Genomic DNA, 24,595 nt, shown 5'->3' on the forward strand with positions numbered 1-24,595 from the left:
TCCTCTTTCTTGTGAATTCTCGTTTACTCTATTAAAATTGGATGATTTTATTTCCATGAAAATATTTATTTAAACAACTTCATTTTGAATACCAAACAATATATGAACATTTACTCATATATACATATTTATTATATGAAGGAATCTTACAAACTGTCAATGTATATTCCTATTATTTTTTAAAAGGGACGATATTATTCACTTTATTGTCATAATAAAGTGAATAGTATCCCCCCCTCACCAGTCATTCTACCTAATTAATGATGCATCGCGTGATCAATCATTTGTTGTAATACTCCCATTACATGTTCATCATCACAAGAATAAATCATCGTTGTTCCTTCTCTACGATATTTAACAAGGCGGAGATTCTTTAAAAACCGTAATTGATGAGAAACGGTTGATTGCAGCATTTCCAGGCTTTCAGCAATTTCGTTAACAGAATGGGGTTTTTCTGAAAGCAAATGAAGAATTCTGATTCTTGTAGGGTCGGATAATGCTTTAAAAGTTTGCGACACAATAAATAAAGTTTCTTCATCCAGTTGATTTTTCGAATCGTCTATTGGCCGATCATTATTATCAAAGGTTGTCATCTTTTCCACTTACTCCTCTGTTTTAAAGTAGGTGTTCAAAAAGGAGGATAAAAAGAGCCGAAAACTTCATGGAAGTCTAGCTTAGAGCACCGAAGCGTAGGAGCGGTTGAAGCAAACTGACGCAGAAATTCGACAGCTATTTTTCCCGGACTTTTTGAACAACCTAAAAACATTTTCTTTATTATAACATAGAAAAGTTTTTCCTCATTTCAAAAGAACTTGTCACACCCATCCCACCCCTTCTTATAGAGGCGATAGTCAATTACATTGCCTTCTTTCCTCTTAGCATAACAAAAAATCCTTTTATCTTCTTTTTTATTGGTTTTATCTTCTATTTTCTATATTTATCTTCTTTTTTGTCGGATTTATCTTCTTTTTTTCCGATTTATCGATTTTTTGACAAAAACCGCTAAAATCCGACATTCTCTCTTAAAGAAATGTACAAGCCTGAAGCTAGACAGCCATCTAATTAAAAAAACAGCCGGTTCATATAACCAGACTGTTTTGATGATATTTCTGTATTTAGTTTTTTACATCGGTACAATGCCAATTGGATTGATGGCATTTGATTTTGCCGCATTCCATTCGCCCTTATGTAATTCAAAATGTAAATGCTGACCGAAAGATTCACCTGTATTTCCCATTAAACCAATCTGTTGACCTTTGTGTACCACTTGTCCTGTACCAACAGCTCTGCTTCCAGATTGTAAATGAGCATAAACAGTTGTATAAACCTGTCCATCAATGTAATGAGAGACAAAAATAACTTCTCCATAACTGGATGATGTATAAGATCGAATCACGACACCATCTGCAGCTGCCACAACTGGCACCGTACCACTTGCTGCAATATCAACTCCAGCATGGAATGAACCCCAACGCATTCCTAACCCCGATGAAATATAACCGCTTGCCGGTCTTGTAAAACTGCCAGCTGAAACTGCAGGTGCTGGTACGGTCTCAGTATAAGAACTTTCCGTGCCGGAGCTAGTGTCGGTGTCGGAAGAAGAACTAGAGTCACTTGTACTATTTGCTTTTGCAGCAGCTTCTGCCGCTGCCGCCGCCGCTGCTTTTCTCTTTCTTTCTAACTCAGCTTTTCTTGCAAGCTCTGCTCTTCTTGCTGCTTCTGCAATACGTACCTTCTCGAGCTGAATCGCTTTTTCCATCGCCACTTTTTGATCTGCTAAAATCGCTTCTTCTTCTTCTAATGACAGCATTTCTGCATGAATATGATTTTCTTCTTTTTTCAGCTTCGCCATTAAATTATCTTTTTCTTTTTTTTGTCCATTTAAACTAGACTTCATGTTCTCTAAGTCACTTAACATTTTTTCAAGTGAACTTAACTTTGTTTTTAGTTCCGCTTGTGATTGTTCTAACAGCTTCTTATCCGCTTCTTGTTCTCTTAGAATATCCTGGTCTGCTTCTAAAATAGTAGCAACCGCACCCATTCGGTCAATAAAATCACTAAAGCTTTGTGAGCCCATTAGTACATCGATATAACTGACAGCTCCACCTGTTTCTTGATACGATCTGGCTCTATCTTTTAACAGCTCATTTCGTTTTTCTATTCTTTCTTTTACCTCTTTAATTTGTGCTTCTAATTTTTTAATCTCTGCTTTCGTAGTAGAGACTTGTTCTTTTTTTTCAATAATTTTCACTTGTGTACTGGAGATAGCGGTATTTAGCCGTGCAATTTCCGCTTTTACATTTGATTGTTGATCTTTGACATCACTAATTTCTTCATGTTTATCAGTTAATTTCGTTTCCACATTATTTTGTTTGTTTTCAATCTCTTTTTTCTCTTGATTGAGTTCATTTAAGGAATTCGCAAACGCAATAGTATTTGGTGCCTGTGTTACGACGACGCCAATTCCAAGGGTCGCAACAACCGTTAATTTCACGATAGATTTTTTCAAGGGTACAGCTCCTTTCCCCACTTCGTTACGATTATGTAAAAGTCTATTTACTTTTTATGTATAATCATTTCGCAACATATAAAATATCCCCACATGAGAGACAGAAACTATCATGCGGGGTAAAAACCATTGATATATCGTCTTTCTTTTGTATCTATAAAATTAGTTGTTTTAAAGACAAAAAGTCCGGGAACCATTGCCGTCCAATCTCTTCGTTGTCGTCTCTACAGTCCTTACGTAGCACTCCACTACGTTCCGGGCTTCGTGACTTCTGCGCCTCGACCTTCACAGCTCTGTTTGTCCTAACTTTTTGAACTTCTATATTCTTAAAAACTTACGAATACTCATAACACTTCCCCAAATTCCGATAACTGCCCCCATAAAAAGAAGCAATATAGAAACTTGATATACAAACGGTGTAAAGTTCAGTATATCAATAAAGTTTGAAGCTAGTTTCGGTTTTACATATTGATATGCATAATAATAAATGGCCGAGACAGCGGCAATTGGTATAATCGATCCTAATACCCCTAACCACATGCCTTCAAGGAAAAATGGCCAGCGAATAAACCAGTTTGTTGCACCTACTAATCTCATAATCTCAATCTCACGCCTTCTTGCAACAATCGTAATTTTAATCGTATTAGAGATTAAAAACATCGCAGTAAACAACAAGCCAATAATTAATACAATTCCAACATTCCTACTGACGCTTATCACTTTAAATAGTTTTTCAACAGAACCTTGTCCGTATTTTACTTTCGATGCATGGTCAAATCCTTCAATTTCTTCTGCAACCTTGATCGTGTCAGTTGGATTTTTCGTTTTTATGATAAATACATCGTTTAGTGGGTTATCTTGTTCAAACAGTTTAAATGCGTCTCCATCTTCCCCAAGACTGACAATTAAATTATCTAATTCCTCTTGCTTTGGAGAAAATTTAACACTTTTGACTTCTGGTATCTGTTTAATCCGATCCCGTAATACATCTTGCTCTTTTTTATTTGCCGCAATATCGATGTGTACACGAATTTCCACATTTTCCTCAATGGTTGTCGCAACTTTATTTAAATTCATCATAATAACGAAAAAGACACCGACAAGAATTAAAGTAATGGTTACCGAACTTATGGAAGCAAATGTCATCCAGCCATTTCTAAATAAGCTTTTAAAGCTTTCCCTTGCGTGTCTACGAACTGTCCTAACCTTCATATCCGTATTCACCTCGCTGCTCATCCCGAACTATTCTTCCACTTTCAATGGCTATAACACGATGTTTGATTGTATTGACAATATCTTTATTATGTGTGGCCATGATAACGGTTGTCCCTCTATTATTAATCTCTTCTAATATATTCATAATTTCCCATGTAGTCTCTGGATCCAGATTCCCTGTAGGCTCATCGGCAATCACCAATTTAGGTGAATTCACAATCGAACGTGCGATAGACACACGCTGCTGTTCACCACCGGAAAGTTCTGTTGGCAGCATTCTTACTTTATGTTTTAGACCAACAAGACTTAATGTTTCCATCACACGTTTTTTTATATACTTTGGATTTTCTTCAATAACTTCAAGAGCAAAAGCAACATTTTCATAAACTGTTAAGGTTGGAAGTAGTTTAAAGTCTTGGAAAACAACCCCCATATTTCTTCGTAACAACGGAACTTTACTTGTTTTTAATTTTGCTAAATTAATCCCATTTATCATAATCGTACCTTGTGTAGGTTTTTCTTCACGATACATCATTTTTATAAAAGTAGATTTCCCAGCTCCACTCGGGCCTACTACGTAAACAAATTCACCTTGACCTATTTTAACATCCAATCCATTAACGGCTATTACACCGTTGGAATATTTCTTTACCACATTTTTCATTTCTATCATTTATTATCACACCTGATTTTTATTTGTTAGAAACTTTGCAAAAAAAAACATAATTCGACAAATATTAACCGACTAAAAAAGACAAGCAAAAAAAAAGACAGCTTGCTTTTTCATTACAGAAGTTATTATATCATCATAATACGGTAAATTATATGGAAAAAATTATTACAGTTTCTTTTCAAACATATCAAAAAGTACTATTATTAACACAAATTAGTAGCTATATAACTTAAATAGTACTACTCATCGACCAAATTCGTCTTTTTTCGTTCTAACTTTCATCAATATAGATATTTTAACCCATTTATTCAGGATAAAAAAGGAAAAAGGAACGTATTTTTATAAAAAAGTCACATAGAATTTTTCCACAAAAAAAGAAGTCGTTATTCTTTAGGTAATGAATAAAAAATAACGCACTCCTTTTTTTATTTTTTTTCCGCTAACCATGCAGCTACTGCCTTTGCATCTTCCCCTTCTAAAACTCCTTTAGGCATCTTCCCTCTTCCTTCGCGGATTATCTTCTCGATATCTTCTTCTGAAAGCTTGGACCCAATCGTTTCTAATTTTGATCCATTTATATCGCCATGGCAGATAGAACATTTTTGATTAAAGAGTTTTTCTGGGTCGCCTGCTTTAGCAGAGCTAGAGGATGAATCATCCTTTTTACCGCAGCCAGATAGGACGATTAATATTAGAAATAGGATGGCTATTAGTTTCTTTTTCATCCTGCTCAACTCCTTTTTGAGGATATTCAAAAAGCTACCAAATGATAAGCGGCGAATCTCTTCGTTGGCTTGCTTTTCCGCTACTCACGTATTTAATTGTATACGTTCTGTTGCTCAAAGCTACGCCGCCTCGACCTTCTTGCTTCTAAATCGGTACCTTTTTGAACACGTACATTAAGAGCAAATCATAACTTTATTATACCAATTCTATTTTCATCCCGCATTAATAAGTAGGGAAAAAATACCTTATAAGCTTACGAAGAGCAAAGAAGGTGAAGAAAGCTATTGTTAAATATTTATTTAAAACCCTTCCCTAGCACTTCTGATGCATCCATCACAATTACAAATGCCGAAGAATCAATAGACTGCACAAGAACTTTCAGCTTAGTAAACTGCGATTGATGTACGACACATAAAAGGATTGGCCGTTCATAATCTGTATAGCCGCCATGTGCTGTAAGCCTCGTGACCCCTCTATCCATTTTTGTTAATATTTGTTCTCTTACTTCTTCTTGTTTTTCCGTGATAATAAGTGCCATTTTGGAGCTTCCGATGCCAATTTGTACAAGGTCGATTGTTTTACTTGTGACAAATAAGGCAATAAGCGCATATAATCCTTGTTCAATATTAAAAACAATCGCAGCAGATATAACAATTAACCCGTCAATCATCGCAACACATTTTCCTAAAGACATTCCGGTATATTTATTAATCAGCTGTGCAGCTAAATCTGTTCCACCTGTAGAAGCCTTCCCTTTAAAAACAATGCCTATACCAAGCCCTACCCCAATACCGCCATATATTGACGCTAATAAAGGCTCGTTCGTCCAAGGCTCAATATCTTTTGACAAAAACACAACAAATGGCAGAAATATAGTTCCGACTAATGTTTTTGCTCCAAATTTCTTCCCTAATAAAATAACGCCAGCAATAAATAATGGAATATTAAATGCCCATTGCACAAAGGCCGGCTCCCATTGAAATAATTCATCTGTTATTGTACTAATCCCACTTACTCCACCAGATGCAATATGGTTTGGCAGTAAAAATAAATTAAACGTTAACGCGACAATCGCTGCCCCGATTAACACGTAAATATACTCACGCACGAAACGACACCTCTTTAAAATTTTGTCTATTTCTGTCTCAACTATTTTTCATCAAAATACGACAGATTTCTTCTCATTATTTTTTCCCAAGCAGAGAGTATATCATCCATTTGGAGAGGTGTAAACCGCGTTAGATTAGCGTGTTAAAGGGGTGAAATATAGATTTATTTTGTTTTGCACGAGAAAAAACCACCACAATTTTGTGATGGCTTCTTCGTACAATATTATTCACTAATACTCAGTTTCGAACGAAGATACGCGTTAATAAATACATCTAAGTCTCCATCCATTACCGACTGGGTATTCCCTACTTCTGTGTTTGTGCGATGGTCTTTCACAAGGGAATATGGGTGGAATACGTAAGAACGGATTTGGCTTCCCCAGCCTATTTCTTTTTGCTCTCCGCGAATTTCTGCTAATTTTTCTTCTTGCTCTTCAATTTTCTTTTGGTAGAGCTTTGCTTTTAACATTTTCATAGCTGTTTCTCTGTTTTTAATTTGCGAACGTTCTGTTTGGCAGGAAACGACCACACCAGTTGGGATATGGGTAATCCGCACCGCAGAATCGGTCGTATTGATATGCTGTCCACCTGCACCACTTGCACGGTACGTATCAATTTTCAAATCTTCCGTGCGGACTTCAATTTCAATTTCATCATTAAATTCCGGCATTATTTCACAAGAAACAAAGCTCGTATGTCTGCGCCCTGACGAATCAAATGGAGAAATGCGCACAAGACGATGGACGCCTTTTTCTGCTTTTAAATAGCCGAAAGCGTTATGACCTTTAATCGCTAATGTAACACTTTTAATCCCTGCTTCATCACCAGGCAAATAATCTAATGTTTCCACTTTAAAGCCCTTTTTCTCCGCCCATCTTGTATACATTCGAAGCAGCATGCTTCCCCAGTCTTGAGATTCCGTTCCGCCAGCACCTGGATGCAGCTCTAAGATGGCATTATTTTTATCATAAGGTTCACTTAACAGTAAATTAAGTTCAAATTCGCTTAATCGCTTCACTAACTGTGTAAGCTCGCCTTCTAATTCTTCTCTTAAATCTGCATCATCTTCTTCTTTCACTAACTCATATGTTAATTCTAGGTTTTCATATGTTTCAAAAAGATCATGAAATTCATGTACTTGATCCTTCAATGCATTGCTTTCTGAAATAACGGTCTGTGCAGCCTGCTGATCATTCCAAAACTCTGGCTGCAGCATTTCATCTTCCAGCTCAGCAATACGCGCCTCTTTGTTATCTAAGTCAAAGAGACCCCCTAAAGTTTTCTAGTGTTACCTCTATCTTTTCTAACTCATTACGAATATCTGCTAATTCCATTAATCTGTCACCCTTTGTTTAAATATAGTTCAATTATCGTTTTAAAATTGCTACCTTCTTGTATTATATGGCTTTTTGCAAAAAAAAGCATGTATTGCTGTGAAGTTTTGATTTTCTGTTACTTAGTAAAGGGATTTTGCTAATAACATGTATAGTTTCCACTTCACAAAAGCTAGCTTGTTTTCTAGAATCACAATAATAATAGCCACTTTCGCAAAATACTCCACACCAAAGAAAAACCTGCCTCTTATTTAATTAAGAGACAGGCTTCCTTTCAACTATTAAACGTTACTGCCGCAGCAGTTTTTATATTTTTTGCCGCTGCCGCAGAAGCAAGGCGCATTTCTGCCAACATCTAACTTTTTCGTTGCTGGTCTTCTCTTCGGTTTCTTTTCGCCATCTTCCTTTGGATTAACAGCTTGCCCTTTGATTACTTCTTCCCTCTCCAAGTTGTTGCGAATTTCTGCCTTCATAATATATTTCGCCACATCTTCTTCAATGGAAATAACCATTTGTTCAAACATTGCATATCCTTCTCCTTGATATTCACGGAGCGGATCAATTTGACCATATGCTCGTAAATGAATTCCTTGACGAAGTTGATCCATTGCATCAATATGGTCAATCCATTTGCTGTCAACAGCACGAAGCACAATCACTTTTTCAAATTCGCGCATTTGCTCAGATGCTAATTGTTCTTCTTTTTCATCATAATTTTTGATCACTTTATCAAAAATCATATCTACAATTTCATCGCCGTCTTTGCCGCGAATTTCACTTAATTGCAGCTCGCCTTCATGAAGAAGGTTACCATTTGCATAGTCAATAATGGCTTGCAGGTTCCATACTTCTTGGTCTTCATGATCTGGTGTATGTGCTAATACATTGCGCTCTAAAGATGATTTAATCATGCCTTCCACAATGGAGCGTAAGTTTTCAGCAGTCAACACTTCATTACGCTGCTTATAAATAATTTCTCGTTGTTGACGGAGCACATCATCATATTGCAACAGCTGTTTCCGTGAATCAAAGTTATTACCTTCGACACGTTTTTGCGCGGATTCTACTGCACGAGAAACCATTTTGCTTTGAATAGGCTGCGAATCATCCATGCCTAGTCGTGCCATCATGTTTTTCATATTGTCAGAACCGAATCTGCGCATTAACTCATCTTCCATAGAAAGGTAGAATTGTGTCACCCCAGGGTCTCCTTGACGTCCGGAACGTCCGCGAAGCTGATTATCAATACGTCTGCTTTCATGACGCTCTGTACCAATAACTGCTAAACCACCAAGGTCTTTAATGCCTTCTCCTAATTTAATATCGGTACCACGACCAGCCATATTCGTTGCAATCGTGACAGCACCTTTTTCACCAGCATTGGCAATAATTTCTGCTTCTCTTTCATGGTTTTTCGCGTTTAACACATTATGCGGAATCCCTTTGTTTGAAAGATATTTCGAAATAATTTCAGAAGTTTCGATCGCAACCGTACCAACAAGAACTGGCTGTCCTTTTTTATAACGTTCTGCGATATCTTCAACAACTGCTCTAAACTTGCCATCCATGCTAGCGTAAATTAAATCAGCACGGTCATCACGAGCGATTTCTCTGTTTGTTGGAATAACAACAACATTCATATTGTAAATATTACGGAATTCCTCTTCTTCCGTTTTTGCCGTACCAGTCATCCCGGAAAGTTTTTCATACATACGGAAGTAGTTCTGGAATGTAATCGTTGCAAGCGTCATGCTCTCATTTTGAATTTCCAAGTTTTCTTTCGCTTCAATAGCCTGATGCAGCCCATCACTGTAGCGGCGTCCTTTCATTAGACGACCTGTAAATTGGTCAACAATCACAATTTCTCCGTCCTGTACAACATAATCTACATCATTATGCATGCTGGCATGCGCTTTTAACGCTTGGGAAATATGATGGTTAATCGCTACATTGGAAACATCAAACAAGTTCTCAATTTGGAAAACACGTTCTGCTTTCGACATTCCTTCTTCTGTCAGCTGAACCCCTTTTGTTTTTTCATCATAAATATAATCTTTTTCTACTTTTAAGCTGCTTACAAATGTATTGGCACGCACATATAATTGCGTTGATTTTTGTGCAGATCCAGAAATAATCAATGGTGTGCGGGCCTCATCGATTAAAATAGAATCGACCTCATCGATAACCGCAAAAAAGAGCGGTCTTTGCACTTTTTGCTCATTATAAAGAACCATATTATCACGCAGGTAATCAAAGCCTAATTCATTATTCGTACTATACGTAATATCCGCACTGTAGGCTTCTTGTTTTTCCTCTTTTGATAAAGAGTTTAAATTCAAGCCAACGGTCAATCCAAGAAATGTATATAATTGACCCATTTCTGCAGCATCACGAGTAGCAAGATATTCATTGACTGTTACAACATGTACACCTTTTCCAGAAAGTGCATTCAAATAAACTGGCATCGTAGCAGTTAACGTTTTCCCTTCCCCTGTTTTCATTTCAGAAATATTTCCTTCATGAAGGGAAGCACCACCCATTAACTGAACAGGGTATGGGTATAGACCAAGAACACGCTTAGCACCTTCACGTACAACAGCAAAAGCTTCGACAAGCAAATCGTCTAATGTTTCCCCTTTTTGATAGCGCTCTTTAAACTCCTCTGTTTTAGCTTTTAATTGCTCATCCGATAATGCCGCAGTCTCATCTGCAAGCAATTCCACCTTATCTGCAATTTTTGTTAGTTTTTTCAAATCGCGCTTATTTTGATCAAACACTTTATTTAAAATTCCAAGCATTAAAAAACGCTCCTTTGTGTATATGTTTATATCGACCGTTTACACGTTAAAAAACGAATCACAGTCTTATTAGTATAGTTATAATACATTAAGATCAGATGAAAAATCTTTGTAGCTTTTGTTAATTTGCTACTATACTATTTCAAAAAATCATGGTAATTTTCCACCTGTAAACTTCTTTATCTTATTTATCTTACCATTTTCATACTTGAGTGACAACTTATGTACTGACACCGCAAAAAATCGCAAGGCTCAGCGCCTTGCGATTTGCTGTTATTATAATGCTTCAATCAAACCATATTTACCGTCTTTTCTTTTATAGACGATATTAGTTGTATTTGTTTCTGCATCTGTGTAAACAAAGAAACTATGTCCAAGCAGATCCATTTGCAAGATTGCTTCTTCGCTATCCATCGGCTTTAAATTAAACCGTTTTTGACGAACAATTTCAAAATCTTTTTCATTCTCTTCTACCTCAGCAGAAGCAGCGACTTCAAATGTACCAAACAGTTCTTTCACTGTGCCTTTTTCGCGGAATTTGCGGTTTACTTTCGTTTTATGTTTTTTTATTTGACGTTCTAATTTATCAACTATTAAATCAACGGCTGCATACATATCTTCATGGTCTTCCTCCGCACGCAACACCAATTGGCTCATCGGAATAGTCACTTCCACTTTTGATGTTTTATCATTGTACGTTTTTAAATTGACATTCACATTCGCATCTGGTGTTTCGGAAAAATAACGCTCTAATTTAGAAATTTTCTTTTCTACATATTCTCGTATTGCTGGAGTTACCTCAATGTTTTCTCCTCTAATGTTGAAGTTCATATAGCTGTTCCTCCTTCATATTTCCAGTGCAAGAATTATATACCGAAAAGAATAAGAAATTTTCTATTCGGTGATTTTTTGACCATACTATATAATTCTATTAGCTCCTTTAAAACTCCTGCTAAATTTTTTAAAATTTTCGACAAATTTATTAATAAAAAGTAATTTTTTTCTCAAACTAGACATTTTCTTTGCTATATCACTTGTTGCTTTGAAAAGATTCTTGACGAAAATGCGAAAAAACCGCCTTATGAAAGACGGTTTTCCACTTAATTTCTTCGATCATAAAAAACGCCATCCGTTTGCAGGGACTGGTACGGATTTACATATTTTTGATTCGATGTTTTTTTCATTTTTAACTTCTTAAGCTCTTGCAGAATATTTACTTTTTCTTCGTTAAGAAGCTTTAACAGCTCTTGATCCTGCTGCAATAAAACTTCTACTAGATTTTGTTCCTGCTCCGATTGTGGAGGAGCAAGCAATGTCAAACAGGATTGCCTTTGGTTGAGCAACTCGTCTACTTCTTGCATAAATTCCTCTTTATCAGATGCTTCCTTTACTAGTTGAATTAACTGCGCAGTTATTGTATAGCATTGCTTGAATGCTTCCATTAAACTTGGCCGCCTTGACCATACTGCTGTTGACGATTAATTTGGATTGCCTCTTTCCACGTATCACGAAATTCTGTTACGAATGTTTCTACTTCTTCGAGAATGGTTATATCACTTGTAATATTTGCCTTTATTAATTGACGATTCAAATAGTCATAAAGGGACATCATATTTTTGGATACAGGAATATCCATATTTAAAGTCACCATTAATTCTTGAATAATATTTTGTGTTTTTTGGATATTAATATTTCTCGTTTCAACATCTTTGTTTTCGATTGCTTTTTTTGCTAATTGGATAAATTTTAAACAACCGTTATAAAGCATTAAAGTTAACTCTCCTGGAGATGCAGTCGTAACAGAATTTTGTTTATAAGATTGATATGGATTGGAAGTTGCCATTGTTAAAACTCCTTTATTGCGAATTAAACATATTTGTTAATTGGGCTGATTGACTATTTGCTCTATTAATTGCTGTTTCCATCACGGAAAACTTAGACCAATATCGGTTCTCTATCGTTTTTAATTTATCTTCATAACTGGATATTTGATCATTATAATTATTCAGTAACTTCCCTAGTGTAAACGAATTATTACCTTTGGAAGCGTTCCCTGCTTTTTCTGTAATATCAGTCATCGCTGTTTTTAAGCTTGCACGCAAGCGCTGGGCAATTCCTTTTTCAGAAGTTGTCTCCCCGCTTTTTTGAAAAAGTTCATAGATTGCGTTTGGATTTTCAGCGATGGCCGCACGCAGCTTGTCTTCTTCAATCGTCAGTTTTCCGCCATCCAAATAATTTTTGGTTGTTGTGATTCCAATTTGCGAAAGCTGTTTAAAACCAGAAGTTCCAGAAACTGAATCGCTTATATCGCTTCTCATTTTTGTGAGAATACCCGATAAAATCGAGTCATTTCGAAGTGTCCCGCTTTTTGCTTTTTCTTCCCACAGCTTAATTTCATCCTCTTCCATTTCTTTTTTCTGTGCGGTTGTGAGAGGAGTATAAGCACGATACTTAGATTCGCTTGTTTTTGTTTTTATTTTATCAATAACTTCATTATATTTATCAACAAATTTAACAATCGTGTCCATGATTGCGTCAACATCAGCTGTTGAGGAGAACGTGACCGGAGTACCTGTTGTTTCTTTTTTTGCTGTGAATTCTACACCGTTGATTTGGAATGTGTTAGAAGTACGAGTGATACTCATTCCATTGTAGATAAGCTCTGCATTGGTTCCTTTTTTTCCGACTGCTGCCATATCACTTTCTAATTCTAGGTTTAATAAGCCACTAAAAAACCTATCATCTGGATTAGTAATACCGCTGTCATCTGTTAATTTGATCTCTGATCCAGTAGTATCCCCCGCATTTTTTGCTGTGAAAGATATCCTTTTGGAAGTTTCATCAAAAAAAGCAGTCACACCAGAATCTTTATTGATTTTTGCAATCACGCTATCTAATGTATCATCATTCGTAATTGATATTGTTGTATCTTGCATTGTTCCATCTTTTGTAATAGCACTGATTTTAACCGTTTGCGCACCAATACCTAGTATATCGGATGACTTGGCAATGTCAGTTGTACTAGACATCGTCGCAGCAGTTGCCAGTTTAGTTACTTCAAGCGACCCAGTAAAATCAATCGTCGAATTGATATTTTTAATAGAAACAACATTAGGATCGGAGATATTTACTGTTTTCTTGATATATGACCCTTGTTTGGCAACACCGTTAAAAATCTGCTGATCCAATTCAAGCAGCAATGAATTCATACTGCGATAGTCATCTCGTTGCCATTCTGTATATGTTTTTCTTTGATTAATTTTATCTAATGGTTTTCGTTCAGCTTGCATTAATTGTTCTACCATAGAATCAATGTCCATGCCGCTTGCAAGACCACCTATTCTCGTAACCAAACTCCATTCACCTCTTATGCTTTTTTATCTACTACTAAGCCGACAAACTCCGTCATAGCAGCATACATATCTAAAAATTTCTTCGATGGAATTTCCTTGACCACTTCATCGGTCACATCATCTACAATCGTTACGTAATACTCATTTAACTTTTCATGCAATTGAAATTTCACGGAAGTATGGGATGGCTGCATAAATTTATTCATCCCTTGAATAATATCATGAAGCTTTTTTTCATTTGCAACATGATCAGAATCAGCTTCACTTTTTGTAAAAGCATCCTCTGCAATAATTGATTCCTCTATACTTGCTTTATTTATAATCGGATTTTTTTCCATTTGTCTAGATGCAGAAAATATCGGCTGGGAAACAGTTTTTTCAATCATTTAATACATCCCCCTGTAAAGAACAACTAGAATTGTATTATTTATATCGGCAGGAATTTAAGAGATTGAAGAAAAATATTATGTGAATATGGATGAATGAGGAGAAATGACTAGTTAAAGACGGGAAAATGAGACTAGATTTTGTTTTAAAATCAATCTTTACTCGTTTCTGTCGATGCCTGTCCTAAAATTTGTTTTTTAAATAAAGAGTGACAGGCACCATAAGAAAAATATTTACAATTTTACTCATTTTATGTTAACTTATTTAATAAATTAGTTAACATAAAAAAGAGGCGACTTTTATGAAAAGACATTTTTGGATAGCTGGTACAGATACCAATATTGGAAAAACACTCGTAACTACATATTTAACGCAATATTTGCAAAGAAAAAAAGCAACTGTCATACCATACAAACCGATCCAAACAGGCATCATAGAGGATACAGCATTCTATCAGTCATTTAGTAAAGAGCCCTTAGTAGAAGAGCATTTGAATAGCTATTCTTTCAAGGAGCCTGCTTCGCCGCATTATGCTGCGATGTTAGAAGATGCTGTTATCAAAGAAGAGGTAATTCTAGAGCATATCGAAAAATTAAAATCGTTGTATGATTATGTGCTTTGTGAAGGGGCAGGTGGATTATACGTTCCATTAAGTGATCAGCGTCCCTATCATTTAATCGATCTTATAAAACAATCAAAGCTGCCTGTCGTCCTAACTGCTGGTACACAATTAGGGACAATCAATCACACATTGCTGTCTGTAGAAATGCTTAAAATGAAGGATATTCCGATTACCGGCATTGTATTTAACCGTTTTGAAGGCACTAGGCTTGAGAGGGATAACATCAAAACGATTCAACAATACACAGATTTGCCTTCTCTTGTGATTCCTAAGTTAAATAATCTATCAGAATTGAAAAATATTCAGGTGGAAAATAATGAATTTTTCGAAAGGATATTAAGGACATGACACCCCTTTCCAATTTACAAAAAAGAGACTTGCAGCATGTTTGGCACCCTTGTTCTCAGATGAAGGATTATGAAGATTTCCCACCGATTGTCATTAAAAGCGGGAAAGGTATTTATTTGTATGATGAAAACGGAAAACAGTATATAGATGCCGTATCTTCCTGGTGGGTGAATTTATTTGGCCATGCGAATGAGCGGATTAGTAGTGCATTAGCCAATCAAGCTTTTCAGTTAGAGCATGTGATATTTGCCAACTTTACGCATGAACCAGCCGTATTACTAGCAGAAAAATTAGCGAAACTAACACCGGATGGTTTAACAAAAGTATTTTTTGCAGACAATGGCTCTTCTGCAATCGAAGTGGCGTTAAAAATAAGCTTCCAATATCACCAGCAAAAAAATAAACCGAATAAAAAACGGTTTCTAGCACTAACAGATGCCTACCATGGTGAAACACTCGGAGCGCTCTCAGTCGGGGGAGTAGATTTATATAATGAAATCTATCAGCCTCTTTTGCTAGATACGATACGAGCACAAGGACCAGATTGCTTTCGATGTCCCTTTAATGAAAAGCCAGAAAGCTGTGATACACCTTGCATCTCATTTATAGAAGAAAAATTAAAACATCATCATGAAGAACTGACTGCTGTGATCATTGAGCCGTTAATACAAGCAGCAGCTGGAATGAAAATGTACCCTCCTTCTTATTTAAAAAAATTAAAGGAGTTATGTTTGCAGTATGATGTACACTTGATTGCCGATGAGATTGCCGTTGGCTTCGGGCGGACAGGGACAATGTTTGCATGTGAACAAGCGGGTATTACACCAGATTTTATGTGTTTATCAAAAGGATTAACAGGCGGCTACTTGCCATTATCTGCGGTAGTAACAACGGACGATGTTTATGATGCTTTTTACGATGATTATGAAAGTGGGAAAGCATTTTTACATTCTCATAGCTACACAGGGAACCCTTTAGCATGCAGAGTGGCACTTGAAGTATTGCAGCTATTCGAAGAGGAAAATTACATAGAGCAAATTCAGCAAAAAAGTAAGTATATGCATGATTTAGCATTAAACATTTTCACTAACCAACCCTATGTCGGTGAATACAGACAAACTGGTATGGTCGGCGCGATTGAATTAGTAAAAAATAAAGAAACAAAGGAACCTTTTCCAAGCAAAGAACGAGTCGGCTATCAAATTTATCGAATTGCGCTTGAAAAGGGCTTGCTGCTAAGGCCGCTTGGAAACATCCTTTATTTTATGCCGCCATATGTCATAACAGAAGAAGAAATAACAACAATGATTCATACAGCAAACGAAGCCATCCAGGAATATTTCGTATCAAAAGGAGGTTTTTTCAACAAATGAATAAAAACACAACTGTTTCATTAGCAGCTGTCTCAATGTTTGCAGCATTAACTGCTGTTGGGGCATTTATCAAGATCCCACTGCCCCATGTTCCATTTACACTGCAAGTTCTATTTGTCTTTTTATCTGGAAGTCTATTAGGGTGGAAAAGAGGATTGCAAAGCCAACTTGTGTATGTTTGCATCGGTCTCGTTGGCTTTCCTGTCTTTACACAAGGGGGAGGAATCAGCTATATTTTTCAGCCTACATTTGGCTATTTAATCGGCTTTATTGCTGGTGCATTTGTGATTGGGTGGATTATAGACAAAATAGATCAGCCAAAAACGTATCACTTTATTCTGGCCCATTTCGCTGGTCTGCTAGTCGTTTACGCGATTGGCGTTCCTTACCTTTTCATGGCACTTAACATGTGGATGGGCATTCCAAGCAGCTGGTCCCATGTCATAATGATTGGCTTTGTTTACAGCATTGCTGGTGACATTCTTATATCCATTGTTGCCGGTGTTTTAGCTGCAAGATTATACAAAGTATTCCAGAGTGTTCGAAGCAAAAACAAAATTGAAAACCAAAAGGAGAGTATCGTATGAATTGGCTACAGTTAGCACAAGAAGTTATCGACGGAAAAATTATTAGTGATGAGGAAGCAAACAGTATTTTAAATTGTGATGACGATGATTTATTGCCTTTATTACATGGCGCATTCCATATTCGCAAGCACTATTATGGAAAAAAAGTGAAATTAAATATGATTATCAATGCAAAAAGTGGCTATTGTCCGGAAGACTGCGGGTACTGCTCCCAATCTTCTATTTCGACAGCTCCAATTGAAAAATATCCGTTTATTTCGAAAGAAGAAATTTTAGAAGGCGCGAAAACAGCGTTTGACAATAAAGTAGGAACGTATTGCATTGTAGCGAGCGGCAGAGGTCCGACACGAAAAGATGTAAAAGTGGTCAGTGAAGCAGTAGAAGAAATTAAAGAAAAGTATGGTCTGAAAGTATGTGCCTGCTTAGGTCTACTAAAAGAAGAATATGCTGCTCAATTAAAAGATGCCGGCGTTGACCGCTACAACCATAATGTCAACACATCAGAACGCCATCATTCTTATATTACAACATCACATACATATGAAGATCGTCTAAATACAATCGAAACGGTAAAAAAACACGGCATTTCCCCATGCTCTGGAGCGATTATCGGCATGAAGGAAACAAAAGAAGATGTTATTGATATTGCTCGTGCCCTTCATCAGTTGGATGCGGACTCGATTCCAGTCAACTTTCTTCATGCAATTGACGGAACAAAACTAGAGGGCGTTCATGAATTAAACCCTCGTTATTGCCTAAAGGTGTTAGCTCTATTTCGCTACATCAATCCGACAAAAGAAATCCGTATTTCAGGCGGCCGAGAAGTAAACTTAAAAAGCCTACAGCCATTAGGCCTATATGCAGCCAACAGCATCTTCCTAGGAAACTACTTAACAACAGCAGGACAAGAAGCGAATCAAGATCATAAATTGATTGAGGATTTAGGGTTTGAGATTGAGTTGGTGAAGAAGCAGGAAGAGGAGTTTTCTTGTTGAAGTGCTGTAAGTAATTAGTAAAAAGCTGACTTTGTATTTTAATTCTTAATGCAAAGTCGGCTTCCTATTGAAAGAGATTCCTTTATTAATAGTCACTTGAATTCTTAATTTCAAAACTCATTAGAAAATAGGTTGTTAAGAGTTGCTTCTCATATAATTCCAAATTTGATAATCTAATACACGAGGATTAATATTCGAATATTTTTGTAGTAGAATTTTAGAAGTTTTATATAATAAGATTTGCGCTTCGTCTACATTCACTTTTCTCTGTAATACTCTATCAAGAAACCGAATAATCATTCTATCAGGTTTAAAGTATCTTCTCCTACCAACATATAAAAGTAAACAAGTGAGATTCCGCTTTTCTGACCAGAAATTAATTTGATCTCCTTTTCAAATTCTTGATTCCCATAAAGTTTAATAACATCTTGCAAATAATTAACGCTATATTTGTGAAGCACTCTACAGAATTGATATACAGCTTCAGCTTTTAATATTCCATTTCTAGAAGAGGTTCTTTGTCTATTTTGGAACACTTCTTGGACAAAATTATCTAAACCTATTTTTTCATAAGAATCTAAAAAATCCTCAACAGATTGTTGTTCTTCAACACTAGGATGATTTGCTTCACTTCTATATCGATTGAAACCGAAGTAATCACAGTACCTGTTAACAGTGTTTCTTACTAACTCCTATTGAAAATACTGAATCTATTACACATAAAGGCACACTAGTATAATAGTACTCATCAGGAAGAGTTGCATTTTCGAGTTCTAGTACCTCTTCACAAAATTTACTTATTTTCGTTTCATCGTTATATAAAATATCTTGCATTATATCACTCCTTAGAACAGTAAACAAAAGACAATCTAAATACACAACATTCTGAACAGTATCTCTCACAAAATAAATCTACTATCACAACAATTGTAAACGAAGAGGAGTACCTTTTGATAAATTATTTTTCGCTTTACGTCCTAGCACTTCTTCATAATATTTTGGTGCTAAACCGTAACCAGGTCGTATTACTTTAATATTTTCTTTCGTAAACTCTTCACCAGCTTTAATATCTTTAGCTACATAGATAGAACGTCGAAATTTTAATGAGCTTTTTTCTTTTTCTGTTGGTCCGTAAGTAACTTGTCCAATAGCTTGCCAAGCTCTTTCTGTTTCTTCTACAAGGAGCTTCATCTCATGTGGCTCCATTGAAAATGCGGCATCGACGCCACCTTCTGCTCTTGATAAAGTAAAATGCTTTTCAATCACAGTAGCTCCTAACGCTACGCTTGCTACCGTAACACCTGTACCCATCGTGTGATCAGAAAGACCCACTTGACAATTAAAGGCTTGTCTCATATGTGGAATCGTAGAAATATTTGTATTATTAGGAGTAGCTGGATATGTGCTTGTGCATTTTAACAAAATTAAGTCTTTACATCCCGCTTCTCTCGCCACTCTAACTGTTTCATCTAGCTCTGCTAACGTGGCCATACCTGTAGAGATAATCATTGGTTTTCCTGTAGAAGCAACTTTTTTAATTAATGGGAGATCATTATTTTCAAAAGAAGCAATCTTATACATAGGAACATTTAACGATTCTAAAAAGTCAACAGCTGTCTCATCAAAAGGTGTACTAAACGGAATAATTCCCAGCTCTCGGCACCTTTCAAAAATAGGCTCATGCCAATCCCAAGGAGTGTAAGCTTGTTGATATAATTTATAAAGAGAATTTCCGTTCCATAAACTCTCTTTATCTTCAATCTTAAAATCATCGTTATCAATATCTAATGTCATCGTATCAGCTGTATACGTTTGAATTTTCAATGCATCTACACCCGCTTTAACAGCTGCCTCTACAATAGCTAAAGCCTTATCTAGTGACTGATTATGGTTGCCAGACATTTCTGCTATAATAAAGGGTTTATAACTTGAAGATATAATTGATTGTCCTAATATAATATCTTTCATAAGATCATTCCTTCTATCATTTTAATTACCTCTGGTTGGTATTTTGTCCAACCTTCACGAGATATTGACAGGAACAATACGTTTATATATTGTTCGTTTCTAAATACTTTTTCATTTAGGATTCTATCTTGTGAAAAACCCAATTTTTTGTGCACCGCTATACTTTTACTATTATTTTCTAATACTTCCGCATATAACTTATTCATATGTAACTTATTAAAAATAAAATTTAAAGCTAAATATCCCATTACTTTTCCTAAACCATTTGGAGCATTTGAATCACCTATGTAAAATCCCCACTTGCATATCCGTTCAATTGCGTCTAATATATTTATATTTACTACTCCAATAGGCAATTGGTCTAAATAAAGTATTTTCATAATAAAATTACTATTACCTTCGACAATATTTTGTTGAAACCATTTTTCATGCTCTTCTAATGTAATTAAATGATTGTCTAACATCATTCTACGAATATACTCTTGGTTTCTCCACTTCAAAATTAAATCAAAATGCGAATGATCAACATTTTGCAAATATACTCTATCAAGTACGTTCAAAATCAATTTCCTCCATAATAGCTTTTAACACAGTGTATTTATCAACAATTGATGAATCTACCATATTAAGAGCTTTATCCGATAAAAGCTTAACCTTATTAGGATATTTCATGAGATGATGTAGTTGTTCCTGAATCATCGTAACTGTTACATTATTATGATTACCTAAATAAACAGTTGCGCCTACATTACTAACTGCATCTGTAATTTCTACTTGATTATCAGCTACAGTAATTGTAATAGAAGGTAAACCAAGATAACATCTTTCCCATGTAGTAGTTCCTCCTGCACCGATTGTTAAATCAGCTTGATTCATTAAATGTGCCATATTGGATATCTGATAATGAAACGTTAAGTTAGGATGACCATCACAATACAATTGAATTTCTTCTTTTTTTATATTAGATGCACCTGCAACGACATTTACATCTATATGCTTGAACTTATCAATACTAATAGCTTTTAATGTTTTCATCGTTTCATTAGTAGCATCTGCACCACCAAAAAAAACTAAAATGTTACGAATTTCCCCATCACGACTACGCTGCTTCTTAGATTGAACCAAAAATTCTTCTCTTAGCAAGACATAATTAGGGCCTAAAAGCTGTCGACAGTTCGAATGCAGTATTTGACAATACCTGCTTTCTAAATTCAAATAAAAATTTTGATCTAATAATACGTCACAGGCATGTTTTCGATTAGCTAAATCATCTATAACGAATATTTTAGGTATAATTTCTTTAATGGCTGTTTCCCAATTAAAATCTAGAGCGTAATGATCGACTACAATCATTGCTATTTTTAATTTCTTTTTTGTAATCATTAATTTAGTTTCATCAAAATCTACACTCCAATATGCTCTGTGCCAATCTAAATCAGATAGCGTAGTGTTTTTATATGGTAACCTAAGTAATTCAAACCCCTGACTTTCTATATAACTCATGAGATTACCATCTAGTTCTCTACAAATAAAATAGCTATTAATATTTATTTTTTTTAACTGATGAGCCAGAGTGATACATCGCATTACATGACCTGTCCCAATTTGTAAGGAAGCGTCTACTCGAAAGGCAACATTCATATTATTCACCCTTAACCTAAAAACTTTTAATCACTAAATGATTTTTTGTTCCACATGTTTATTTATATTTGCCCAACTAGGATTTTCATTTAGAACCCCTACAATATCTTTTAAATCAAAGAATTCTTTTTGAGGATAGAGTATACAAACTATTTTCTTTATTAAAGTAAAATCCTCCATAGTATCGACTGTTAGACGATATTCACTGTGATCATCCTTATCTTCAATACTTGCTAACCTAAATTTCTCAGGGTGTTGATAAAAATAAGACGTAACATGTTCACGATTCGAAACATTTTTTGCTTCTAAATAAGCCATTGTTAATGCTTCATATGAAAACACTTCTGTATCGAACCCTCTTGGATAAGTACGTGCTAATGTATTAGATGCATAATCATATTTATTTATATCGCTAATAAAAAATTCTACTACTTTATCTACAACATCCGAATCAATAAGTGGACAGTCTGATGTAAGTCGAACAATGACATCAAGTTTAAATGCAGTTGCCGCTTCGTAATAACGTGCGAGGACATCTTCTTCTGAACCCCTGTATACTGGGATACATAGTTTTTCACATAGTTCTACAATTGGATGGTCAGCTTCATTTGTTGTCGTAGCTACAATGATCTCATCTAGTCTATTCGATCGACCAACTCGCTCCCATTGATATTCAAGCAATGTTTTTCCAAGAACTGTTTTCAATACTTTTCCCGGTAATCTTGTGGATCCCATTCGTGCTTGAATAATAGTGCCTACTCTTAAGCTCTCCATCTATCACAACACCTCGTATTCGCTGACAATACTTTTCACCGCGTTAATTACATCTTGAACATCTTTCATACTCATAGCCGGAAATAGTGGCAGCGTAATAATTTCTTCATATAGCTTTTCTGCTTCTACACAGCTTCCTTTTTTATAATCTAATTGTTGATAATAAGGTTGTAAGTGAACAGGAATATAATGAACATTCACTCCGATATTATGCTTTTGTAACTTTTCAAAGATTTGTTTGCGATTTGTCGATAACTTAGATAAATTCAGACGGATAATGTATAAATGCCAACTAGATAGGGTTTCTTCTAACTGTCTTGGAACGGATAATGTTGATAATTCTTTAAAAGCCGCATTATACATCTCAACATATTTACGCCGTAATTCAATGAAGCGATTAATTTTCTTTAACTGACTCGTTCCTAATGCAGCTTGTATATCCGTCATTCGGTAGTTATAACCTAAAAACTGCATTTCATAGTACCATGGACCATCGTTACGATTCATTTTGTTTACGTCACGTGTAATACCATGTGAACGAAATTGCAGCAGTTTTTCATAGTATTTCTTACTGTTTGTCGTAATAATGCCGCCTTCTCCACTCGTAATATGTTTAACAGGATGAAAGCTAAACATCGTCATATCACTAATTGATCCTACTTTTCTTCCCTTATACGTAGCACCTAACGCATGAGCAGCATCCTCAATTACAACTAAATGATGCTTTTTAGCAATGTCCAAAATAGCATCTAAATCCGCTGGTTGACCTGTGAAATCAACTGGAATAATCGCTTTCGTTTTATGAGTAATTTGATGCTCTATCTCAACTGGATTGATATTATATGTTTGTTCATCAATATCTGCAAAAACGGGCGTACCTCCTTGATATAAAATACAATTCGCACTTGCAGCAAATGTCATAGGTGTAGTAATAACCTCATCACCTTTTTGAATACCCGCAGCAAAGCAAGCACCATGCAGCGCTGCTGTTCCATTAGAGAATGCAACGGCATATGTAGCACCTACGTAGTTAGCAACTGCTTCTTCAAACTGTTGAATATACGGACCAGTTGTTAAATAATCTCCTCTTAATACATCAACAACAGCTTGTATGTCCTCTTCGTCAATCCATTGCTTTCCATATGGTAAATAACTTTCTCTTTTACTGATCACGATTTACTCTCCTTATTGGCAATACGTTATTTTCTTACATACTGTCAACTAGATGACGAAGCTCATCAATTGTTAACCATGTATCATTAACATCACTTGTATATTTAAATCCATCTGAAAGAGGTTTCCCATCTTGCACACATTCACTTGACCACCAAGGAAATTCCGGTTGTATGGTGTAGTAGGTATCAAATTCTAAAGTATGGCGAGCATCATCTTCAGTGATCATCGCTTCATGAATCTTTTCACCTGCTCTAATCCCAACATATTTTATTGAGCATTCAGGTGCAATTGCTTTCGCTAAATCAACAACCTTCATGCTTGGAATTTTAGGAATAAAAATTTCTCCACCATGCATTCTCTCTAAACTATCAAGTACAAATTGAACACCTTGTTCTAACGTAATCCAAAATCGTGTCATTCTCTCATCTGTAATTGGAAGTTCACCCGTTTCTTTCATTTTTTTAAAGAACGGAACGACACTGCCGCGACTTCCAACTACATTTCCATATCTTACAACAGCAAAGCTCGTCTCTTTGTCACCAACGTATGAATTTGCTGCCACAAATAGTTTATCCGATGCTAATTTAGTCGCTCCATATAAATTTACAGGACTGCATGCTTTATCTGTACTTAAAGCAATTACTTTTTGAACACCTTTGTCAATAGCAGCTTCAATAATATTTTGCGCTCCGTGAATATTCGTCTTTACCGCTTCAAATGGATTATACTCACATGCTCCAACATGCTTTAATGCCGCAGCATGAATTACAATATCTACTCCTTCAAATGCTCGATATAATCGATCCTTATCACGTACATCACCAATGAAAAATCTCATCCGTGAATCTGTATATTCTTGAGCCATTTCATACTGCTTTAGTTCATCTCTGCTAAATACTATTACTTTTTGAACATTCATGTCTAAAATTTTCGAAATAAATTTGCGTCCAAACGAACCTGTACCACCTGTTACTAAAACAACCTTTCCACTTAAATCCAACATCAAC

23 protein-coding genes and 1 pseudogene are annotated in these 24,595 nt (G+C 35.7%); 4 read left to right on the forward strand and 20 right to left on the reverse strand.

Annotated features, from left to right (window positions below):
• Window positions 1-257: 257 nt before the first annotated feature.
• The 13 genes from ACTYA4_RS09320 to flaG all read right to left on the reverse strand — a co-directional run bounded on the left by ACTYA4_RS09320 (window position 258) and on the right by flaG (window position 14,103).
• The gene (locus ACTYA4_RS09320; RefSeq protein WP_443482456.1) at window positions 258-593 is read right to left on the reverse strand and encodes an ArsR/SmtB family transcription factor; all 336 of its coding nucleotides are present in this window, start codon (window positions 591-593) and stop codon (window positions 258-260) included.
• 530 nt (window positions 594-1,123) lie between these two features.
• Window positions 1,124-2,509, reverse strand: a complete 1,386-nt coding sequence (locus ACTYA4_RS09325) for a murein hydrolase activator EnvC family protein (RefSeq protein ID WP_443482399.1) — start codon at window positions 2,507-2,509, stop codon at window positions 1,124-1,126.
• 318 nt (window positions 2,510-2,827) lie between these two features.
• Window positions 2,828-3,721, reverse strand: a complete 894-nt coding sequence (gene ftsX, locus ACTYA4_RS09330) for a permease-like cell division protein FtsX (RefSeq protein WP_443482400.1) — start codon at window positions 3,719-3,721, stop codon at window positions 2,828-2,830.
• Window positions 3,711-4,397, reverse strand: coding sequence for a cell division ATP-binding protein FtsE (gene ftsE / locus ACTYA4_RS09335; protein WP_443482401.1), 687 nt, complete (start codon window positions 4,395-4,397; stop codon window positions 3,711-3,713). Before ftsE ends, ftsX begins: the two co-directional genes overlap by 11 nt.
• 425 nt (window positions 4,398-4,822) lie before the next feature.
• A complete protein-coding gene (locus ACTYA4_RS09340; protein WP_443482402.1) occupies window positions 4,823-5,122 on the reverse strand; it encodes a c-type cytochrome in 300 nt (99 codons plus the stop codon).
• Between the two features lie 296 nt (window positions 5,123-5,418).
• Window positions 5,419-6,231: a YitT family protein gene (locus ACTYA4_RS09345; protein WP_443482403.1), complete on the reverse strand. Its 813-nt coding sequence runs from the start codon at window positions 6,229-6,231 to the stop codon at window positions 5,419-5,421.
• 224 nt (window positions 6,232-6,455) lie between these two features.
• Window positions 6,456-7,566 (reverse strand): peptide chain release factor 2 gene (gene prfB / locus ACTYA4_RS09350; RefSeq protein WP_443482404.1). Its coding sequence is split into 2 segments (ribosomal slippage): window positions 6,456-7,493 and window positions 7,495-7,566, totalling 1,110 coding nucleotides; the frame shifts between segments, so codons are not numbered across the junction.
• Window positions 7,567-7,847: 281 nt separating this feature from the next.
• Window positions 7,848-10,364: a preprotein translocase subunit SecA gene (gene secA, locus ACTYA4_RS09355; protein ID WP_443482405.1), complete on the reverse strand. Its 2,517-nt coding sequence runs from the start codon at window positions 10,362-10,364 to the stop codon at window positions 7,848-7,850.
• A gap of 276 nt (window positions 10,365-10,640) precedes the next feature.
• The gene (hpf, locus tag ACTYA4_RS09360) at window positions 10,641-11,195 is read right to left on the reverse strand and encodes a ribosome hibernation-promoting factor, HPF/YfiA family (protein ID WP_443482406.1); all 555 of its coding nucleotides are present in this window, start codon (window positions 11,193-11,195) and stop codon (window positions 10,641-10,643) included.
• Between the two features lie 269 nt (window positions 11,196-11,464).
• The gene (fliT, locus tag ACTYA4_RS09365; RefSeq protein ID WP_443482407.1) at window positions 11,465-11,806 is read right to left on the reverse strand and encodes a flagellar protein FliT; all 342 of its coding nucleotides are present in this window, start codon (window positions 11,804-11,806) and stop codon (window positions 11,465-11,467) included.
• Complete coding sequence (gene fliS / locus ACTYA4_RS09370; protein ID WP_443482408.1) at window positions 11,806-12,207, reverse strand: flagellar export chaperone FliS; 402 nt, start codon at window positions 12,205-12,207, stop codon at window positions 11,806-11,808. Before fliS ends, fliT begins: the two co-directional genes overlap by 1 nt.
• Before the next feature lie 13 nt (window positions 12,208-12,220).
• Window positions 12,221-13,717, reverse strand: coding sequence for a flagellar hook-associated protein 2 (locus ACTYA4_RS09375; RefSeq protein ID WP_445505600.1), 1,497 nt, complete (start codon window positions 13,715-13,717; stop codon window positions 12,221-12,223).
• Between the two features lie 14 nt (window positions 13,718-13,731).
• Entirely contained in the window at window positions 13,732-14,103 is a 372-nt protein-coding gene (gene flaG, locus ACTYA4_RS09380; protein WP_443482410.1) for a flagellar protein FlaG, read from the reverse strand.
• Between the two features lie 302 nt (window positions 14,104-14,405).
• Between flaG and bioD the strand changes: the two genes are divergently transcribed.
• From bioD to bioB, 4 genes are read left to right on the forward strand one after another with little or no spacing between them, the layout of a single operon-like run.
• A complete protein-coding gene (bioD, locus tag ACTYA4_RS09385; protein ID WP_443482411.1) occupies window positions 14,406-15,074 on the forward strand; it encodes a dethiobiotin synthase in 669 nt (222 codons plus the stop codon).
• Window positions 15,071-16,447 carry an adenosylmethionine--8-amino-7-oxononanoate transaminase gene (gene bioA / locus ACTYA4_RS09390; protein WP_443482412.1) on the forward strand — a complete coding sequence of 459 codons (1,377 nt, stop codon included), beginning with the start codon at window positions 15,071-15,073 and terminating at the stop codon, window positions 16,445-16,447. Before bioD ends, bioA begins: the two co-directional genes overlap by 4 nt.
• Window positions 16,444-17,034, forward strand: coding sequence for a biotin transporter BioY (locus tag ACTYA4_RS09395; protein ID WP_443482413.1), 591 nt, complete (start codon window positions 16,444-16,446; stop codon window positions 17,032-17,034). Before bioA ends, ACTYA4_RS09395 begins: the two co-directional genes overlap by 4 nt.
• Entirely contained in the window at window positions 17,031-18,029 is a 999-nt protein-coding gene (gene bioB / locus ACTYA4_RS09400) for a biotin synthase BioB (protein ID WP_443482414.1), read from the forward strand. The genes ACTYA4_RS09395 and bioB overlap by 4 nt, the downstream gene beginning before the upstream one ends.
• 135 nt (window positions 18,030-18,164) lie before the next feature.
• Here the strand turns inward: bioB and ACTYA4_RS22320 are convergent.
• The 7 genes and pseudogenes from ACTYA4_RS22320 to pseB all read right to left on the reverse strand — a co-directional run bounded on the left by ACTYA4_RS22320 (window position 18,165) and on the right by pseB (window position 24,591).
• Window positions 18,165-18,863, reverse strand: a pseudogene (locus tag ACTYA4_RS22320) (DUF8548 family protein).
• 84 nt (window positions 18,864-18,947) lie between these two features.
• Window positions 18,948-19,997, reverse strand: a complete 1,050-nt coding sequence (gene pseI / locus ACTYA4_RS09410) for a pseudaminic acid synthase (protein ID WP_445505601.1) — start codon at window positions 19,995-19,997, stop codon at window positions 18,948-18,950.
• Window positions 19,994-20,557 (reverse strand): UDP-4-amino-4,6-dideoxy-N-acetyl-beta-L-altrosamine N-acetyltransferase, encoded by a 564-nt coding sequence (gene pseH / locus ACTYA4_RS09415; protein WP_443482417.1) that lies wholly within the window; start codon window positions 20,555-20,557, stop codon window positions 19,994-19,996. The genes pseI and pseH overlap by 4 nt, the downstream gene beginning before the upstream one ends.
• Window positions 20,544-21,638 (reverse strand): UDP-2,4-diacetamido-2,4,6-trideoxy-beta-L-altropyranose hydrolase, encoded by a 1,095-nt coding sequence (pseG, locus tag ACTYA4_RS09420; RefSeq protein ID WP_443482418.1) that lies wholly within the window; start codon window positions 21,636-21,638, stop codon window positions 20,544-20,546. The genes pseH and pseG overlap by 14 nt, the downstream gene beginning before the upstream one ends.
• Before the next feature lie 33 nt (window positions 21,639-21,671).
• Complete coding sequence (locus ACTYA4_RS09425) at window positions 21,672-22,412, reverse strand: cytidylyltransferase domain-containing protein (protein WP_443482419.1); 741 nt, start codon at window positions 22,410-22,412, stop codon at window positions 21,672-21,674.
• Between the two features lie 3 nt (window positions 22,413-22,415).
• Window positions 22,416-23,585, reverse strand: a complete 1,170-nt coding sequence (pseC, locus tag ACTYA4_RS09430; RefSeq protein WP_443482420.1) for a UDP-4-amino-4,6-dideoxy-N-acetyl-beta-L-altrosamine transaminase — start codon at window positions 23,583-23,585, stop codon at window positions 22,416-22,418.
• Between the two features lie 34 nt (window positions 23,586-23,619).
• The gene (pseB, locus tag ACTYA4_RS09435) at window positions 23,620-24,591 is read right to left on the reverse strand and encodes a UDP-N-acetylglucosamine 4,6-dehydratase (inverting) (protein ID WP_443482421.1); all 972 of its coding nucleotides are present in this window, start codon (window positions 24,589-24,591) and stop codon (window positions 23,620-23,622) included.
• Window positions 24,592-24,595 lie beyond the last annotated feature (4 nt).

The organism is Niallia yueguangensis, assembly GCF_052663115.1.